The sequence below is a fragment of the Streptomyces lasalocidi genome (assembly GCF_005280215.1).
Taxonomy (GTDB): Bacteria; Actinomycetota; Actinomycetes; order Streptomycetales; family Streptomycetaceae; genus Streptomyces; species Streptomyces longwoodensis.
Window position 1 is genome coordinate 4,195,882 of record NZ_SZNQ01000001.1, and the last position, 16,040, is coordinate 4,211,921.

The 16,040-nt window shown below is 73.8% G+C and carries 14 protein-coding genes; 9 read left to right on the forward strand and 5 right to left on the reverse strand.

Annotated elements, in window-relative coordinates:
* Window positions 1-78 precede the first annotated feature (78 nt).
* From E4U91_RS18885 to E4U91_RS18900, 4 genes are all read left to right on the forward strand, one after another.
* On the forward strand, window positions 79-1,350 hold the full coding sequence (locus tag E4U91_RS18885) for an aspartate kinase (protein ID WP_137307953.1): 1,272 nt from the start codon (window positions 79-81) through the stop codon (window positions 1,348-1,350).
* Between the two features lie 15 nt (window positions 1,351-1,365).
* Window positions 1,366-2,424 (forward strand): aspartate-semialdehyde dehydrogenase, encoded by a 1,059-nt coding sequence (locus E4U91_RS18890; protein WP_137307954.1) that lies wholly within the window; start codon window positions 1,366-1,368, stop codon window positions 2,422-2,424.
* A gap of 386 nt (window positions 2,425-2,810) precedes the next feature.
* The gene (locus E4U91_RS18895) at window positions 2,811-3,485 is read left to right on the forward strand and encodes a SigE family RNA polymerase sigma factor (protein ID WP_422070904.1); all 675 of its coding nucleotides are present in this window, start codon (window positions 2,811-2,813) and stop codon (window positions 3,483-3,485) included.
* 110 nt (window positions 3,486-3,595) lie between these two features.
* A complete protein-coding gene (locus tag E4U91_RS18900) occupies window positions 3,596-4,648 on the forward strand; it encodes a hypothetical protein (RefSeq protein ID WP_137307955.1) in 1,053 nt (350 codons plus the stop codon).
* Here E4U91_RS18900 and E4U91_RS18905 read toward each other — a convergent pair.
* On the reverse strand, window positions 4,618-5,460 hold the full coding sequence (locus E4U91_RS18905) for an SURF1 family protein (protein WP_174867824.1): 843 nt from the start codon (window positions 5,458-5,460) through the stop codon (window positions 4,618-4,620). The two genes, E4U91_RS18900 and E4U91_RS18905, sit on opposite strands and share 31 nt — an antisense overlap.
* Before the next feature lie 167 nt (window positions 5,461-5,627).
* Here E4U91_RS18905 and E4U91_RS18910 point away from each other — a divergent pair, with 167 nt between their 5' ends.
* A complete protein-coding gene (locus tag E4U91_RS18910; protein ID WP_137307957.1) occupies window positions 5,628-7,445 on the forward strand; it encodes a S9 family peptidase in 1,818 nt (605 codons plus the stop codon).
* Between the two features lie 54 nt (window positions 7,446-7,499).
* Here the strand turns inward: E4U91_RS18910 and E4U91_RS18915 are convergent, their stop codons facing one another.
* On the reverse strand, window positions 7,500-9,455 hold the full coding sequence (locus tag E4U91_RS18915; RefSeq protein ID WP_137310894.1) for an NAD-binding protein: 1,956 nt from the start codon (window positions 9,453-9,455) through the stop codon (window positions 7,500-7,502).
* A gap of 180 nt (window positions 9,456-9,635) precedes the next feature.
* Between E4U91_RS18915 and E4U91_RS18920 the strand changes: the two genes are divergently transcribed.
* Together E4U91_RS18920 and E4U91_RS18925 are read left to right on the forward strand one after the other, a co-directional pair.
* The gene (locus tag E4U91_RS18920) at window positions 9,636-10,661 is read left to right on the forward strand and encodes a permease (RefSeq protein ID WP_137307958.1); all 1,026 of its coding nucleotides are present in this window, start codon (window positions 9,636-9,638) and stop codon (window positions 10,659-10,661) included.
* Window positions 10,658-11,467, forward strand: a complete 810-nt coding sequence (locus E4U91_RS18925) for a TIGR03943 family putative permease subunit (RefSeq protein ID WP_137307959.1) — start codon at window positions 10,658-10,660, stop codon at window positions 11,465-11,467. The genes E4U91_RS18920 and E4U91_RS18925 overlap by 4 nt, the downstream gene beginning before the upstream one ends.
* 48 nt (window positions 11,468-11,515) lie before the next feature.
* On the opposite strand, the gene E4U91_RS18930 is transcribed toward E4U91_RS18925, so the two are convergent.
* Window positions 11,516-11,896: a hypothetical protein gene (locus tag E4U91_RS18930; RefSeq protein WP_137307960.1), complete on the reverse strand. Its 381-nt coding sequence runs from the start codon at window positions 11,894-11,896 to the stop codon at window positions 11,516-11,518.
* 272 nt (window positions 11,897-12,168) lie between these two features.
* Between E4U91_RS18930 and E4U91_RS18935 the strand changes: the two genes are divergently transcribed.
* Complete coding sequence (locus E4U91_RS18935; protein WP_137310895.1) at window positions 12,169-13,314, forward strand: MFS transporter; 1,146 nt, start codon at window positions 12,169-12,171, stop codon at window positions 13,312-13,314.
* A gap of 22 nt (window positions 13,315-13,336) precedes the next feature.
* On the opposite strand, the gene E4U91_RS18940 is transcribed toward E4U91_RS18935, so the two are convergent.
* Complete coding sequence (locus tag E4U91_RS18940) at window positions 13,337-13,765, reverse strand: VOC family protein (RefSeq protein ID WP_137307961.1); 429 nt, start codon at window positions 13,763-13,765, stop codon at window positions 13,337-13,339.
* A gap of 160 nt (window positions 13,766-13,925) precedes the next feature.
* On the opposite strand from E4U91_RS18940, the gene E4U91_RS18945 reads away from it, so the two are divergent.
* Entirely contained in the window at window positions 13,926-15,014 is a 1,089-nt protein-coding gene (locus tag E4U91_RS18945; RefSeq protein WP_137307962.1) for a hypothetical protein, read from the forward strand.
* Window positions 15,015-15,092: 78 nt separating this feature from the next.
* Here E4U91_RS18945 and E4U91_RS18950 read toward each other — a convergent pair whose 3' ends face one another.
* On the reverse strand, window positions 15,093-15,902 hold the full coding sequence (locus E4U91_RS18950; RefSeq protein ID WP_137310896.1) for a PIG-L family deacetylase: 810 nt from the start codon (window positions 15,900-15,902) through the stop codon (window positions 15,093-15,095).
* Window positions 15,903-16,040 lie beyond the last annotated feature (138 nt).

Consider the following 16,040-nt stretch of genomic DNA (forward strand, 5'->3'; position numbering starts at 1 on the left):
CGGGCGCTCGTTAGACTGAGCCGACCCGCAGTACAAGGGCGTACGTGCGGAAACAGACAAACTGAGCGAGGAGCGCACGTGGGCCTTGTCGTGCAGAAGTACGGAGGCTCCTCCGTAGCCGATGCCGAGGGCATCAAGCGCGTCGCCAAGCGGATCGTGGAAGCCAAGAAGAACGGCCACCAGGTGGTCGCCGTGGTTTCCGCGATGGGCGACACGACGGACGAGCTGATCGATCTCGCCGAGCAGGTATCCCCCATCCCTGCCGGGCGCGAGCTCGACATGCTGCTGACCGCCGGAGAGCGGATCTCCATGGCCCTGCTGGCCATGGCGATCAAGAACCTGGGGCACAACGCCCAGTCGTTCACCGGCAGCCAGGCAGGTGTCATCACCGACTCGGTCCACAACAAAGCCCGGATCATCGACGTCACGCCGGGCCGCATCCGCGACTCGCTCGACGTGGGCAACATCGCCATCGTCGCGGGGTTCCAGGGCGTCAGCCAGGACACCAAGGACATCACCACGCTGGGCCGCGGCGGCTCCGACACCACCGCGGTCGCGCTGGCCGCCGCGCTCGACGCCGAGGTGTGCGAGATCTACACCGACGTCGACGGCGTGTTCACCGCCGACCCGCGGGTGGTGAAGAAGGCGAAGAAGATCGACTGGATCTCCTTCGAGGACATGCTGGAGCTCGCCGCCTGCGGCTCCAAGGTGCTGCTCCACCGCTGTGTGGAGTACGCCCGCCGTTACAACATCCCGATTCACGTCCGGTCCAGCTTCAGCGGACTGCAGGGCACGTGGGTCAGCAGTGAGCCGATTGGGGACCAGCAGGTGGAGCAGGCCATCATCTCCGGTGTCGCGCACGACACCTCCGAGGCCAAGATCACGGTCGTCGGCGTGCCCGACAAGCCCGGCGAGGCGGCGTCCATCTTCCGCACGATCGCCGACGCCGAGGTCAACATCGACATGGTCGTGCAGAACGTGTCCGCCGCGGCCACCGGCCTGACGGACATCTCCTTCACGCTGCCGAAGACCGAGGGCCGCAAGGCCATCGACGCACTGGAGAAGAACAAGTCCGGCATCGGCTTCGACTCCCTGCGCTACGACGACCAGATCGGCAAGATCTCCCTGGTCGGCGCGGGCATGAAGACCAACCCGGGCGTCACGGCGGACTTCTTCACCGCCCTGTCGGAGGCCGGCGTGAACATCGAGCTGATCTCGACCTCCGAGATCCGCATCTCGGTCGTCACGCGCGCCGACGACGTGCCGGAGGCCGTCCGCGCCGTGCACACCGCCTTCGGTCTCGACTCCGACAGCGACGAGGCCGTCGTCTACGGGGGCACCGGGCGCTGAGGCCCGGGACAGCAGATGCCCGCATCGCAACGTCCGACGCTGGCGGTCGTGGGGGCGACCGGCGCCGTCGGGACCGTGCTGCTCCAGATCCTGTCCCACCGGGCGGACATCTGGGGTGAGATCCGTCTCGTCGCCTCGCCGCGCTCGGCCGGCCGCAAGCTGGCCGTGCGCGGCGAGGAGGCCGAGGTGGCCGCGCTGGGCGAGGACGCCTTCGACGGCGTCGACCTCGCGCTGTTCGCCGTGCCCGACGAGGTCGCCGCCCAGTGGGCGCCGGTCGCCGTCGCGCGCGGCGCCGTCGTGGTCGACACCTCCGCCGCGTTCCGCACGGACCCCGAGGTGCCGCTCGTCGTGCCGGAGGTCAACCCGCACGCCGTGCGGATGCGGCCGCGCGGCATCCTCGCCGGCCCGGACGCCACGACCCTGACCATGATCGTGGCCCTGGGTGCCCTGCACGCCGAGTTCGGGCTGCGCGAGCTGGTGGTCTCCTCGTACCAGGCGGTCAGCGGTGCGGGACGGGCCGGCGTCGGCACCCTGCGCCGGCAGCTGTCCCTGGTCGCCGGCACCGCACTGGGCACCAGCCCCGGGGACGTACGGCGGGCCGTGGGGGACGGCACCGGGCCGTTCCCGGAGCCGGTCGCGCTGAACGTCGTGCCGTGGGCCGGGTCGCTGCACGCGGACGGCTGGTCCTCGGACGAGATGGCGGTCCGCGACGGGACCCGCAAGGTCCTCGGCCTGCCCGCCCTGCCGGTGGCCGTGACCTGTGTACGGGTGCCGGTGGTCACCGTGCACTCCCTCACCGTCCACGCGCGCTTCCAGGACGAGGTCACCGTGGGCCGGGCCCGCGAGATCATCGCCACCGCGCCCGGGGTGGTGCTGTGCGACGACCCCGACGCCGGCGAGTTCCCCACCCCCGCCGACGTGGTGGGCACCGACCCCACCTGGGTGGGCCGGGTGCGCCGCGCCCTCGACGACCCGACCGCCCTGGAGCTCTTCGCCTGCGGCGACAACCTGCGCAAGGGCGCCGCCCTCAACGCCGCGCAGATCGCGGAACTGGTCGTGGCTGAGCGTCAGTGAACGCTTCCCGGTGGGGGGTTGCCGTAAGTAACCCCTGGCCAGGGCCGAAAACGTTTGTAGGATTTGCTCACCGGTTGTTTCCTCCCCGCGCTCCGCAACCGTGCGGAGCGCGGGGAGCGTCTTTGCGGTCGCCCTTTCCGGGGTGCGGAGGCAGACGGCCACGGCGCGCAGGGGGCGCCGCGGTCGCGGGCGTGGGGACGCCCGATCGTTGGTGGACACAGGGGAAGAGCGGGACGCATGAGGGCATGGGACACACCGTCGGTTGTGCTGCCCGGCGCCGGAGACGGGCCGGCCGGGGCGTCCGGGGGGAGACGGGCGGTGCCACCCCGCGCAAGAGGGGGGCATCGCGCGTACAACCCCCGAGGGGGTGTGTGTGTCCAACTGGCGTGGCAGAGGTACTCGACTTCCCCGCGACGACCCGGGGCACCGCTTTGCGGCCGCCCCGCCGGAGCGTCCGACCCCGCACGGCCGGGGCGCCCGGCGGCATGCCGGTGATCGCGCCCATGCCCGCAGCGCGGCCCGCCCGCATCCCCAGCCCGCGTGACGGCGCCGACGAGACCGTGGCGGCCGGCACCACCGTCGACCACCTCACCGAGACCTACCGGGCGCACTACCGCTCGCTCCTCGGCCTCGCCGCCCTCCTGCTCGACGACACCGCCTCCTGCGAGGACGTCGTCCAGGAGGCCTTCATACGCGTCCACTCCGCGCGCAAGCGCGTCCGCGACCCGGAGAAGACCCTGGCGTACCTGCGCCAGACCGTCGTCAACCTCTCCCGCTCCGCGCTGCGCCGGCGCATCCTCGGCCTGAAGCTGCTCTCCAAGCCGATGCCCGACATGGCGAGCGCGGAGGAGGGCGCCTACGACCAGTTGGAGCGCGACGCCCTGATCAAGGCGATGAAGGGCCTCCAGCGCCGGCAGCGCGAGGTCCTGGTGCTGCGCTACTTCGCGGACATGACGGAGGCCCAGGTCGCCGAGACCCTCGGCATCTCGCTCGGCTCCGTCAAGGCGTACGGCTCACGCGGCATCGCCGCCCTGCGGGGCGCGATGGGAGCGTCGGCGTGAACCAGGACGGCGAGGGACACGACTCCCATGAGCGACACGAACCGTACGCGTGGCACGAGCCGATGGACCCGGCCGGCCACCCGAAGCACCCGCACGCTGGGAACGGACACGTGAACCACCACCTCGACGACCAGGGCCCCGACGGGTTCGGCTCGGACGAGCTGGCCCTGCGGCGTTTGCTGCAGCAGGCGGTCTCCGACATCGAACCGCGCGACGGCACCCTCGACCACCTGCGCAAGGCCGTCCCGGCCCGCCGGGCCCGCAAGCGCCAGGCAGCCGTCGGCATGGCGGCCGCGGCACTCTTCGTCGGCACCGCCGTCCCGGCCCTGATCCACGTCTCGAACTCCGGCGGCACCGACGCCAACCCCGCCATCGCCGGTCAGGCCTCCCAGGCCCACGGCGGCACCGGCGAGGGCAAGCAGCCCGACGGCGGCTCCGCGGGCGAGGCCGGCTCCGGCGGCCCGACCGGCAGCCAGGGCAGCGGCAGCACCAAGGGCGGCGACGAGGGCAAGGGCGGCGGCGGTTCCGCAGGCGCCGCCGGCGACGGCGACCCGTCCGCACCCAGCTCCGCCGAGGCCCCCGCCTGCGGCGCCGACCAGCTCGGCTCCGCCACCGCCGCCGTCGAGGGCGCCGACGCGGCCGGCATCGTCTACGGCAGCTTCCGCGTGACCAACGTCTCCGCCAAGAGCTGCGCCGTCGACGGCGGGGTCGCCCTGACGACCACCCCGCAGGGCGCCGCCGACCCGGCGAAGATCAGCGTCACCGAGCACACCTCGGGCGACGCCGCGGCCGCCCTGCCCGACCCGTCGCTGTACGTCTCCCGGCTGGTCCTCCCGCCGGGCTCCGCCTACGACGTGCGGTTCGCCTGGGTGCCCTCGGAGACCTGCCCGACCGACAGCGGCGGCGACTCCGGCGGCTCCTCGTCACCGAGCCCGAGCCCGAGCGAGCAGGGCAGCGCGACGAACGGCGCCACGACCACCGGCGCGACCGGCGGGTCCGGCGCGAACGACACGTCCCCGCAGCTGTACACCGAGGACGGCACGGCCGACGGCAGCGTCGCCGTGGCGTACACCCCGGACGGCGGCGGGCCGACGGTCACCGCGACGGTGCCCGACGCGTGCGCCGGGACGGTCTACCGGACGGGCGTGCTGGCGCCGTCGTAGGCAGTGGCGGGGGCGGCGGGCTCCTCGCCCGTCGCCGCCTCCCCGGCCTCCCCTTCCGGGAGCAGGCCGAGGGCCGCGTCGCGCTGGAACTCGACCTCGCGGCGCAGCAGGCGGAACCACATGAAGACCACGAAGCCCGCGAAGACGAACCACTCGCCGGTGTAGCCGAGGTTCTGGAACGCCTTCAGGTCCAGGCCGGTCCCGGCGGGCGCGGTCGCGGGCACCGCCGTCATCCCCGAGTCGGCCCGGTCCAGCGTGACCCAGGCGTCGTAGACGTCGTACGGCACGACGTTGACCAGGGAGGCCGCGCTGATCGCGGCGGTCTGCCCGGCCGGCAGCCCGCCCCGGGCGCTCACGCCGTTGTCCCCGGGCGTCTCGGACGCCTGGAGTGCGCCGGTGACGGTCACCTCGCCGGCCGGCGGGGCGGGCGCCGTGGCCGCGTCGGCGGTGCCCGGCAGCCAGCCCCGGACCACGGGAAGCGCCTTGCCGCCGTCGGTGCGCAGCAGGGTCAGCACGTAGAACCCCTTGCGGTCGTCCAGCGTGCGGTCGGGCACGAGCAGCTGCTCGCCGTAGCGGCCGGTCGCGGTGACGCGCTTGCCCGAGGTCGCCTTGTCCACCGGCAGCATCCCGGCGAGCGGGCGCGGGGCCTCGGTGCGGTCCTCGGAGACCTGCGCCTGCGCGGTGCGGTGGTCGTCGACGCGGGCCTCGAACCGGCTCAGCTGCCAGGACCCCATGAAGATGCAGAACGGCACGGCCAGCAGCAGGAAGACGTTGATCCCCCACCAGCGGGGCGTCAGCAGGAACCGGTACACGCCCTCAACGGTACGGGGCCGCCGCGCTGTGCCGGGGCGCGGGGGGCGGGTTCGGCAGCGCGCGTCACGGCGGCTCCGGGGCGCGCCTGGTAAGTACATGACGAAAGTTGTCCACAGGCTGGGGAGCGGACCAGCACACGGACGGTCCGAGCAGGCACTATGGGGCCATGACTGAGAGCAACGGGCCGGACGCGGCCGAGCGGACCGAGGGTATGCCGGACTGGGAGAAGCGCTTCCGCGCGCCGAGGGTGTCCCTGCCCGACTGGGCGGAGGACGCACCGGACCGGTCCTTGTTCGTGTCGAACGCGACGGGGACGTACGAGCTGTACGCGTGGGACCGCGCCACCGGCGAACAGCGCCAGGTGACCGACCGGGCGAACGGCACCACGGACGGCGTGCTCTCCCCGGACGGCGCCTGGATCTGGTGGTTCGACGACAAGGACGGCGACGAGTTCGGCGTGTGGCGCCGCCAGCCCTTCACCGGCGGCGAGGACGAGCTGGCGGCCCCCGGGCTCGACCCGTCCTACCCGGCCGGCCTCGCCCTGAGCCGCGACGGCCGCACCGCGGTGGTCGGCCGCTCCACCGACGAGGACGGCACGACCATCCACCTGGCCCGCGAGGGCGAGGCACCGTTCGAGCTGTACCGGCACCGCGAGTCCGCGGGCGTCGGCGACCTCTCCCGCGACGGCTCGCTCATCGCGGTCGAGCACACCGAGCACGGCGACGCCATGCACTCGGCGCTGCGCGTGCTGCGCCCCGACGGCACCACGGTCGCCGAGCTCGACGACACCGACGGCGGCCGCGAGGAGCTCGGCCTGGACGTGCTCGGCTTCGCACCCGTCGACGGGGACACCCGCCTCCTCGTCGGGCACCAGCGCCGGGGCCGCTGGGAGCCGCTGGTGTGGGACGTGCTGACCGGCGAGCAGACCGACCTGGAGCTGGACCTCCCGGGCGACGTGAGCGCCGAGTGGTACCCGGACGGCTCCGCGCTGCTCGTCGTCCACGGCTTCGAGGCCCGCAGCGAGCTGTTCCGCTACGACCTCGCCGGCGGCGCGCTGACCCGCATCCCCACCCCGCCCGGCACCGTCTCGGGGGCGACGGCCCGCCCGGACGGCAGCGTGGAGTACCTGTGGTCCTCGGCCGCCGAGCCGCCCGTCGTGCGCTCCACCACCGGTGACGTGGTGCTCGACCCGCCCGGCATGAAGTGCCCCGGCTCGGTGCCGGTGGAGGACGTGTGGGTGGACGGCCCCGGCGGCCGCATCCACGCCCTGGTGCAGAGGCCGGAGGGCGCCACCGGCCCACTGCCCACGGTGTTCGACATCCACGGCGGCCCCACCTGGCACGACAGCGACGCCTTCGCGGCGGCCCCGGCCGCCTGGGTCGACCACGGGTACGCCGTGGTCCGCGTCAACTACCGCGGCTCCACGGGCTACGGCCGCGCCTGGACGGACGCGCTCAAGCACCGCGTCGGCCTGATCGAGCTGGAGGACATCGCGGCGGTGCGCGAGTGGGCGGTGGGCTCGGGACTCGCCGACCCGGCGCGGCTGGTCCTCACCGGCGGCTCCTGGGGCGGCTACCTCACCCTGCTGGGCCTCGGCGTCCAGCCCGGCGCCTGGACGCTGGGCATCGCCGCCGTCCCGGTCGCCGACTACGTCACGGCGTACCACGACGAGATGGAGGCCCTGAAGGCCCTGGACCGCACGCTGCTCGGCGGCACCCCCGAGGAGGTCCCCGAGCGCTTCGCGGCCTCCTCCCCCCTGACCTACGTGGACCAGGTCGAGGCCCCCGTCCACATCTCGGCGGGGGTCAACGACCCGCGCTGCCCCATCCGCCAGATCGACAACTACGTCAAGCGCCTGGAGTCCCGCGGCGCGCCCCACGAGGTGTACCGCTACGACGCCGGGCACGGCTCCCTGGTGGTGGACGAGCGCATCAAGCAGGTGAAGCTCGAACTGGACTTCGCGGCACGGCACCTGGCGACGTAGCCGACAGCTGGAGGGGCCACCGGGGCAGCAAGTGGCCCGGGGCAGCCGGCCCCTTCAGGGAACCTGCGGTCGGGGCGCGGCGGTGCGGGCCGTCGTGTCCCGCCGCCGGCGGCGCAGCAGCTCCGCCAGCCCCTGCCGGGTCGCGGCCAGCACCACCCGGTCCTGCCCCCGCAGCACGTACGCGTCGGGCAGGTCCCACACCAGCCCCGACGCCCCGACGCCCGTGTCCAGCGCCAGCACCCGCCAGTACCCGGCCCGGAACGCCTCGCCGACCGTCCGGTCCGCCAACTGCGCGTGCGCCCCGGCCTCCAGCGCCACGAACAGCAGCACCCGCCGCTCGACCGGTATGGCCCCCAGGATCTGCCGGCCCAGCATCGCCCCCGCGAACGCCGGTGCCGCGAGGTGCGACACGCTCCGGCTGCGGGTCTGCGCCCCCGGGTAGGCCACCCGCAGGGTCCGGTACACCGCCGTGGCGAAGTCGTCGTCGTACAGCCGCAGCACCACCCGCAGGTCCGGCCGCACGGACCGCGCGTACAGCACCGCCTCCAGGTTCGTCGTGTCCGAGCTGGTCACCGCGAGCAACGCGTGCGCCCGGTGGATCTTCGCGGCCTCCAGCACCCCCTCCTGCGTCACGTCCCCCAGCACCACCGGCACCCGCAGCCGCCGCGCCACGGCCAGCCCGCGCGCGTCGGCCCCGGCCTCCACACACACCACCGGGATGTCCAGCTCCCGCAGCCGGATCAGCACCCGCGTGCCGATCTTCCCCAGCCCCAGCAGCACCACGTGCCCGCCCATGCCACGCGGCGGCCGCCGCAGCGCCCCGGCCCCGCGGAAGGTACCGAGCGCCTCCAGCACCGCCGCGAGCAGCACCGGCAGCAGCAGCAACCCGACCAGCCCGGACAACAGTTGGAGCACCTGCCGTTCGGTGGACGCGCCGACCGCCGGATCGTTGATGGAGAACAGGTCGAGCAGGGTCAGGTACAGCGCCCCGAGCGGATGGATGCCGGTGGCCAGCCACAGCGCCACCGCCAGCGCGAGCACACACGCCACCAGCCCGGCGAGCGACCACCGCAGCTGCCGGGAGAACAACGAGGCGAGCCGCGACACGACCCCCGACACCAGCCCGAGCGGCCCACCGTCCCCGCGCCCACGCCGACGGGACCCACCGGACGGGGTGTCCGCGGCGTACGACACCTGCTCCAGCACGACCGTCCCGCGCCCGGCCGCCGACCGTACGGCGTCGGCGTCGGGGAGGAGCGTCGGCCCCAGGTCGTCGCCCGTGGCCGAAGGGCCGCCCGCGGTGCTGCCGTTGGCCGCCCCGGACAGCAACGCGAGGGTGGCCAGGCCCGGACCGGCCGTCTCGCCCGGCGCCCGCTCGACGGCTCTCAGCAACAGCCCGTCCGTCTGCACCACCTTGGTCGTGCCCACCACGGCGCTCGCGGCCAGCGCGGGCGCGGCGGTGTCGGCGTCGGACAGCACGGTCGTCGTGGCCGCGTCCGTCCCGGCGGCGTCCGTCCCGCCCGGGTGCCCCGTCGCCAACGCGGCCGCCTGGTCGAGGAGTTCCTCGATGTGCTGGCCCAACCGCCGGTTGTACAGCCGGACGACGAGCCGCAGCCGCGGGTTGAGGCGCCGGGCGGTGAGGGCGGCACGGATGTTGGTCTCGTCGTCCTCGTAGACCAGCGCCAGCGCGGCGGCCCGCTCCACGCCCGCCTCGGCGAGCACGGCCTCGCTCGGCTCGGCGGCCTCCAGGGTCCGCTGGCCCGCGGCCGTCTCCCCGACGGCGGACGCATCAGCACCCCCACCGCCGTTGGGGGCGACGCCGGCCCGGCTGACGGCCGCGCTCACCACCCGGTCGAGCAGCGCCGCCGACACCGCGCGGGCCCGCCCCACGACGGGTGGCCGGACCGTGCGCTCGGAGGCCGGGACGACGAGGGTGACCTGCTCCTCGTACACGCCCCGGAGTTCGGCGGCGAGGCGGTGCGCGAGCCCGTCGTCGCCGCACACCACCATGTGGCCGCCGTCGTCCGGCGACCCCGGCCGCACACCCTGGTTCGGAACGCTCCCCACGAGGGAGAAGAGTGCCCCACCGGGGCGGCTGGTTCCACCGGCCGGCCGAACGCACGACTGAACGGAGGGCGGCGCCCGCCCGTACGGAAGGGGAGGCGACGACACGACCGGAGGTACCCGCACGTGGCCCTCACCAAGTCGGCCCCGCAGGAGGCGACTCCGCACGACGAGCCCGGGGGGAGCGCGCCGACCGGCCCCCCACGGCGGGTCACCTCGCCCCTCGTCCTCACCCTCGTCCTCCTGCTCCTCGTGACCTTCCAGGCCCCCGTCCGCCGGGCCCTGTCGGCGCCGGTGATGCAGAGCTGGACCACGGTGTTCGTGGCGGTGGTGGTGCAGGCGCTGCCGTTCCTGGTCCTCGGTGTGCTGCTGTCGGCGGCGATCGCCGTCTACGTACCGCCGTCGTTCTTCGCCCGCGCGCTGCCCGGCCGCCCGGCGCTGGCGGTGCCCGTGGCCGGGCTGGCGGGAGCGGTGCTGCCCGGCTGCGAGTGCGCGTCGGTCCCGGTGGCCGGGGCGCTGGTGCGGCGGGGGGTGACCCCGGCGGCGGCACTGGCGTTCCTGCTGTCCGCGCCCGCGATCAACCCGGTCGTCCTGACGGCGACGGCGGTGGCCTTCCCGCGCGAGCCCCGGATGGTGGTGGCCCGGCTCGTCGGCGGGCTGCTGGTGGCCTGTCTGATGGGCTGGCTGTGGCAGCGGCTGGGCCGCACCGACTGGCTGCGCCCGCCCCGGCACGCCCCGCACGAGGGCGCCACCAGGGGGGAGACCTTCTGGAACTCGGTGCGGCACGACGTGATGCACGCGGGCGGCTTCCTGGTGCTCGGCGCGATGGCCGCGGCCACGCTGAAGGCGGTGGCCCCCCAGAGCTGGCTGCGCACGGCGGCGGAGAACCCGGTGTTCTCGGTCCTGGCGCTCGCGGTCCTCGCGGTGGTGCTGTCGATCTGCTCGGAGGCGGACGCGTTCGTGGCGGCGTCGCTGACCCAGTTCTCCCTGACGGCACGGCTGGCGTTCCTGGTGGTGGGCCCGATGATCGACCTGAAGCTGTTCGCCATGCAGGCGGGGACGTTCGGCCGCGCCTTCGCGGTACGGTTCGCGCCGGCCACGTTCGTCCTGGCGGTGGCGGTGTCCGTGCTGGTCGGGACGGTGCTGCTGTGAACCGGCAGGCCCAGTCCGCGCTGCTGTTCCTGCTGGGCGCGGCGCTGTGGCACGCGGGCACGACCGACCTGTACCTGCGCTACGTCAAGGCGGGCCTGCGCCCCCTGCTGCTGGCGGCGGCGGTGGTGCTGGTCGCGGCGGCGGTGGCGTCGGTGGGGTACGGGTGGCGGAGGGCGCGGCGCGGTGCCTGGGTCACGTCCGGGTCGGGGTCCGCGTCCGGCTCCGGGTCCGGACCTGGGCCGGGGTCCGCGTCCGGGTCCGGACCTGAGCCGGGGGCCGCTGCGGAAGGGCACGGTCACCATGCCCCGCACGTCTCCTGGCTGCTGCTCCTGCCCCTGCTGGCGCTGATCCTGGTGGCGCCGCCGGCGCTGGGCTCGTACAGCGCGACCCGTACGGGTACCGCCCTGCAACAGCCGCTCGCCTACCCGGCGCTGCCCGCCACCGGCCCCCTGCGGCTGAGCGTGGTGGACTACGCGGGCCGCGCGGTCTACGGCAAGGGCCGCACGCTGGAGGGCCGCCGGATCCAGGTCACCGGCTTCGTGGCGGTGGACCGCAGCGGCACGCCGTACCTGGTGCGCATGGCGCTCAACTGCTGCGCGGCGGACGCCCAGCCGGTGAAGATCGGCCTCACCGGGGCGATCCCGCCGGTCCTGCAGCCGGACACCTGGCTGACGGTCACCGGCACGTACACGCCCCGCACGGAGAAGGACCCGGTGAACGGTGGGCCGATCCCGTTCCTGCGGGTGACGACGGCGGCACCGGTACCGGTGCCGCACGACCCGTACGACGAGAGCTGGAACACCTGACAGGGGAGCCCACCGAGTCTCGGTGGGCTCCCTTCGACCTCTACCGGCTCACTGGTCCGAGTACCCGATGTCCCCGATGGTCCAGGCGCTCACGTCGGAGAGCGCCACGCGGTACATCCCGCCGGAGTCAGGGATGCCGTAGCTGCCCTGGAGGATGCGGGCGACGTGGAAGTGGAGGTGGGTCGGCGGCCCGTCGCGCCGTGGCGCGACCGTGCCCTCGCGGGCGGAGCGGATGAAGACGGCGGCGAAGTCCCCGAGCTGGGCGGAATCCCGCAGGACCTCCGCCACGCGCTCCTTCCACATGGCCTCGGGGGCCAGCCGGCCCGTGATGACGGCCCCGGGGACCACGACGGTCAGGGACATCCGACTGGTGTGCTGCGACTCCACGAGCTCGGCGATGCCGACGAGCAGTTCGTCAGGGTGCGACATGGTGAGGAGCCTAGTCGGGCGCGACCCCGGCGGATGGGGAAGGGGGGTGGATGCGCCTTGACGGCAGCGGACGCGGGAGCTGAGGTGACAGAGTGCGCCGCGGCCTGCGCGAACCACGCCGGACGCGCCGACCGCGCCGTCACCGCTCGACGAAACCCCCCGGAGCCCTGATGACCGCACGCGACAACGGCACGGAGGCCGCCGCGCCCGGCCCCTCCCCGCAGGAGCCGGCGGCCGCCCCGCAGGAGCCGGCGGCCTCCCCGCGCCGCCGGATGTGGCCGCTGTACGCCGCCGGCTTCACCACGGCCTTCGGCGCGCACGGCATCGCCGCGAACCTCGGCGGCTTCTCCTCCGACGCCGTCACCTCGCTCCTGGTCCTGGGCGGCCTGCTGGCCCTCTACGACGGCGCGGAGGTCGTCCTCAAGCCGCTCTTCGGCACCCTCGCCGACCGGGTGGGCGCCCGCCCGGTGCTGCTGGGCGGCCTGGTCGCCTTCGCGGCCGCGTCCGCGGTGTACGTCGTGGCGGACAGCCCGGGGTGGCTGTGGGCGGCCCGGCTGGGCCAGGGCGCGGCGGCCTCGGCGTTCTCCCCGTCCGCCTCGGCCCTGGTCGCGCGGCTGAACCCGGCGGCGAAGCGGGGCCGCGCCTTCGGCGGCTATGGCTTCCACAAGTCGATCGGCTACACGCTCGGCCCGCTGCTGGGCGGGGTCCTGGTGTGGGCCGGGGGACTGCGGCTGCTTTTCGCGGTGCTGACGGTGCTGGGCGCGGGGGTGGCGGTGTGGGCCGCGCTGGCCGTCCCGGCCGTACCGCCGCTGCCGAAGGCCCGCCAGACGGTGCTCGACCTGGTCCGGCGCCTGGCCGACCCGGTCTTCCTCGCGCCGACGGCGGCACTGGCCGCGGCGACGGCGGCGCTGTCGGTGGGCGTCGGCTTCCTGCTGGTCTCGGGACGCGTGGCGGGCCTGGGCACGGTGGCGACGGGAGCGGCGGTGTCGTTGCTGGCGGCGTCCGCCGCGCTGGTCCAGCCCTGGGCGGGCCGCGCCCTGGACGAGGGCCGCGTGTCGACCCGTACCGGCCTGACCGCGGGCCTGGTCCTCACGGCGGCGGGCCTGGCCTGCGCGACGCTCCCGGGCCTGACCGGCATCCTCACGGCGGCGGCCCTCACCGGCGTGGGAACGGGCCTGATCACCCCGCTCGGCTTCGCGTCCCTGTCCACGCACACCCCGCAGGAACGCCTCGGCCAGACGATGGGGGCCGCCGAACTGGGCCGGGAACTGGGCGACGCCGGCGGCCCGCTGCTGGTGGCGGGGGTGGCGTCCGTGTGGACCCTGACGTACGGCTACGCGACGCTGGCGGGACTGATCGGGGTGGCGGCCGTGGCGTCGTGGGCGACCAGGGCGAGGCTCGCCAGGCCCGCTCCCTGAACGACGCCGTCGGGAGGACGCGTCACCCCTGCCCTCCGCCTCGCTCCCCCTCCCCGATGTCGACCATCCAGGGAACCCCGAACCGATCGGTGCACGCCCCGTAGACGTCCCCCCACATCTGCTTCTCCAGCGGCACGGACACGGACCCGCCGTCGGACAGCTTCTCCCAGTACCCCCGCAGCTCGGCGTCGTCGTCCCCGCTGAGGGCGACGGCGAAGTTGGACCCGGCGCTGAACTCGGCCCCGGGCGGCAGATCGCCCCCCATGAGCGTGAACCCGCTGCCCGTCTCCAGCATCCCGTGCATGATCCGCTCGCCGTGCGGAGTCCCCTCCAGCCCGAACTCCCCGAACGTACTGAGCGTGAGACTCCCCCCGAACACCTCCCGGTAGAACTCCATCGCCCGCCGTGCGTCCCCGTCGAACGTCAGGTAGGGATTCAGCCGCGACACCATGACAACCTCCATGAACCGGGACGAAAGAACCAATACTTCGCACGGTAGCGCGGGGCACTGACAGCGGCGCGACGGAGATCGACGACGGCGAATCCGCGACAGCGAATCCATGACGGGGATTCCGCGACGGATGGGGGCGCGACCTGCGAGGCTCGGGGCTGTGACGTACATAGTGACGGTGGATGTCGGCCTTCCCGGGGGCGTTCCGGAGCTGGGCCCGCTCCAGCGGGTCGGAGCGGTGGCTCTCCTGGAGGACGGGTTCCGCGCGGTCGACACCGCGAGGGCCCCCGCCGACCTGCGGGTCGATCTCGTGGACAGCGTCGTGGCCGTCCACCCGCGCGGGGCGCTGCTCAAGGTCGTCGTGGACGCCCCCGCACTGGAGGCGGCCGAACGTGCCGTGCGCTTCCTGGTGGAGGGACTGCTGGAGCGGTCCGAGCTGTTGGCCGACTGGCCGATCGATCGGTGCGAGGTCGTCCTGCATTCGAAGGCCGCCCTGGAGAGCCTGGAGGCAGCAGGGGGTCCGGATGCTCCCCCGGCCGACCCGGCCGCCCGCAAGGCCCGCCACAGCGAGCCCCCGCGGGGGACAGGCGCGGGGATCGGCCACGACGCGGACGCCGAGGCGCAGGGGGCCCGCCGCCAGATGCTGGGACTGGCCGACGCACTGCACTCATTCCCCCCGGCGACGTTCGGCGTACGAGCCGAGGACGACGCCCGGCTGGCCGCCGGCGCCCTGGTGTGGGCGACCGGCGTACTGGTCGACCACCTCTTCGAGGACGTGCAGACCCTGTCGGAGGAGGACACCACGGTCGCCGAGTGCGACAGCCCCCTGTGGCACCTCGAAGCCCTGCCCGCCAGGTACGCGCTCCAGTACGACAGCCTGTTCGCGCGCCGCTTCCTGGTGACGGTGATCGCCCTGACCACCCGCTTCACGGACGGCACGTTCCGACGCCTGAGCTGCGTCGCGGAGGAACTCGCTCTGAAGCTGCTGCTGGACGAGGCGCGCGTGACCCTGGAGACCTTCGGCCTCCTGGGCGACGGCGTCTCGACCGCGCTGGAGACGTTCGCCGACACCGTCCACGAGGACATGGACCACACATGGCTCTACGACGACTCCCTGGACGGCATCGAAGAAAGCCCCGTCGGCAACGCCCTGGGAGTGCGCCCGCTGCGGTTCAAGGAGTGGTTCACCCCCCTCGACAAGGGCCGACACGTGCATCCGTACGCGACGGACGACCAACTGGACACGTGAGGCCCCGGGAACGCCGGTCCTGGCACCCTGCGCCACCGGCTTCGCCTCGATGACCCCGATCTACGCCGTGGACGAAGCTCAGCGCAGGCCGGCGAAGAGATCGTTCTCGGGTACGGCCGCGCCCGTGGTGTCCTGGACACGGAGGAAGGTCTCCACGCCCATCAACTCGCCGAACCTCTCCTTGCCCATCCGGAGGAAGAAGATGTTCTCGCCCTGACTGGCGTGCGCGGCCAGCGCGTCGAACTTCTGGCCGCTGAACGCGGTGGTGTCCACCCACGTGGTGATCTCGTCATCGGGCAGGCCGATCTCGGCCATCGCCGCAGCCTCGGCAGGATCCGGCTCCGGCATGTCCGGCTGGAACTCACGCATGACCTCGCCGAACCGCTGCATCGCCGAGCGGGGCATCGTGGTCCAGTACACCTTCGGCGTCAGCCCGGTCATCTCCAGCGCCGCCATGGTGATGCGGTGGGCCTGGATGTGGTCGGGGTGGCCGTAGAAGCCGTTCTCGTCGTAGGTGACGACCACGTCAGGCCGGTAGTGCCGCATGAGCTCCGCGAGCCGGGCCGCGCCCTCCTCCACGGGGGTCTGCCAGAAGGAACCGGGGGCGTCGTTGCTAGGCCAGCCCATCATCCCGGAGTCGGCGTACTCCAGCATCTCCAGATCACTGATCTTCAAGACGTCGCAGCTGGCCTCGAGTTCCTGTCGACGCATCAGGGCGACGGCCGCCGGATCGTGCCCGGGATCGCCCGGCTTGACACCCCCCGGCCCGTCACCGCACCCACCGTCGGTACACGTCACGAGCACCGTGCGGATGCCTTCCGCGGCATACCGCGCGAGCACCCCTCCGGTCCCGGTGGCCTCGTCGTCGGGGTGGGCGTGCACAGCCATGAGCGTCAAGGGCCGGTCAGTCGTCAAGGAGTCCTCCTGCGGACATGCGTACGTCTTGGTTCCCGTGGGTGGATGCCGGGTCTTCGCCCGTAGAGCGCCGGCCCTCCGGCCAATCCAACATCACCGGCCGGACCCCCT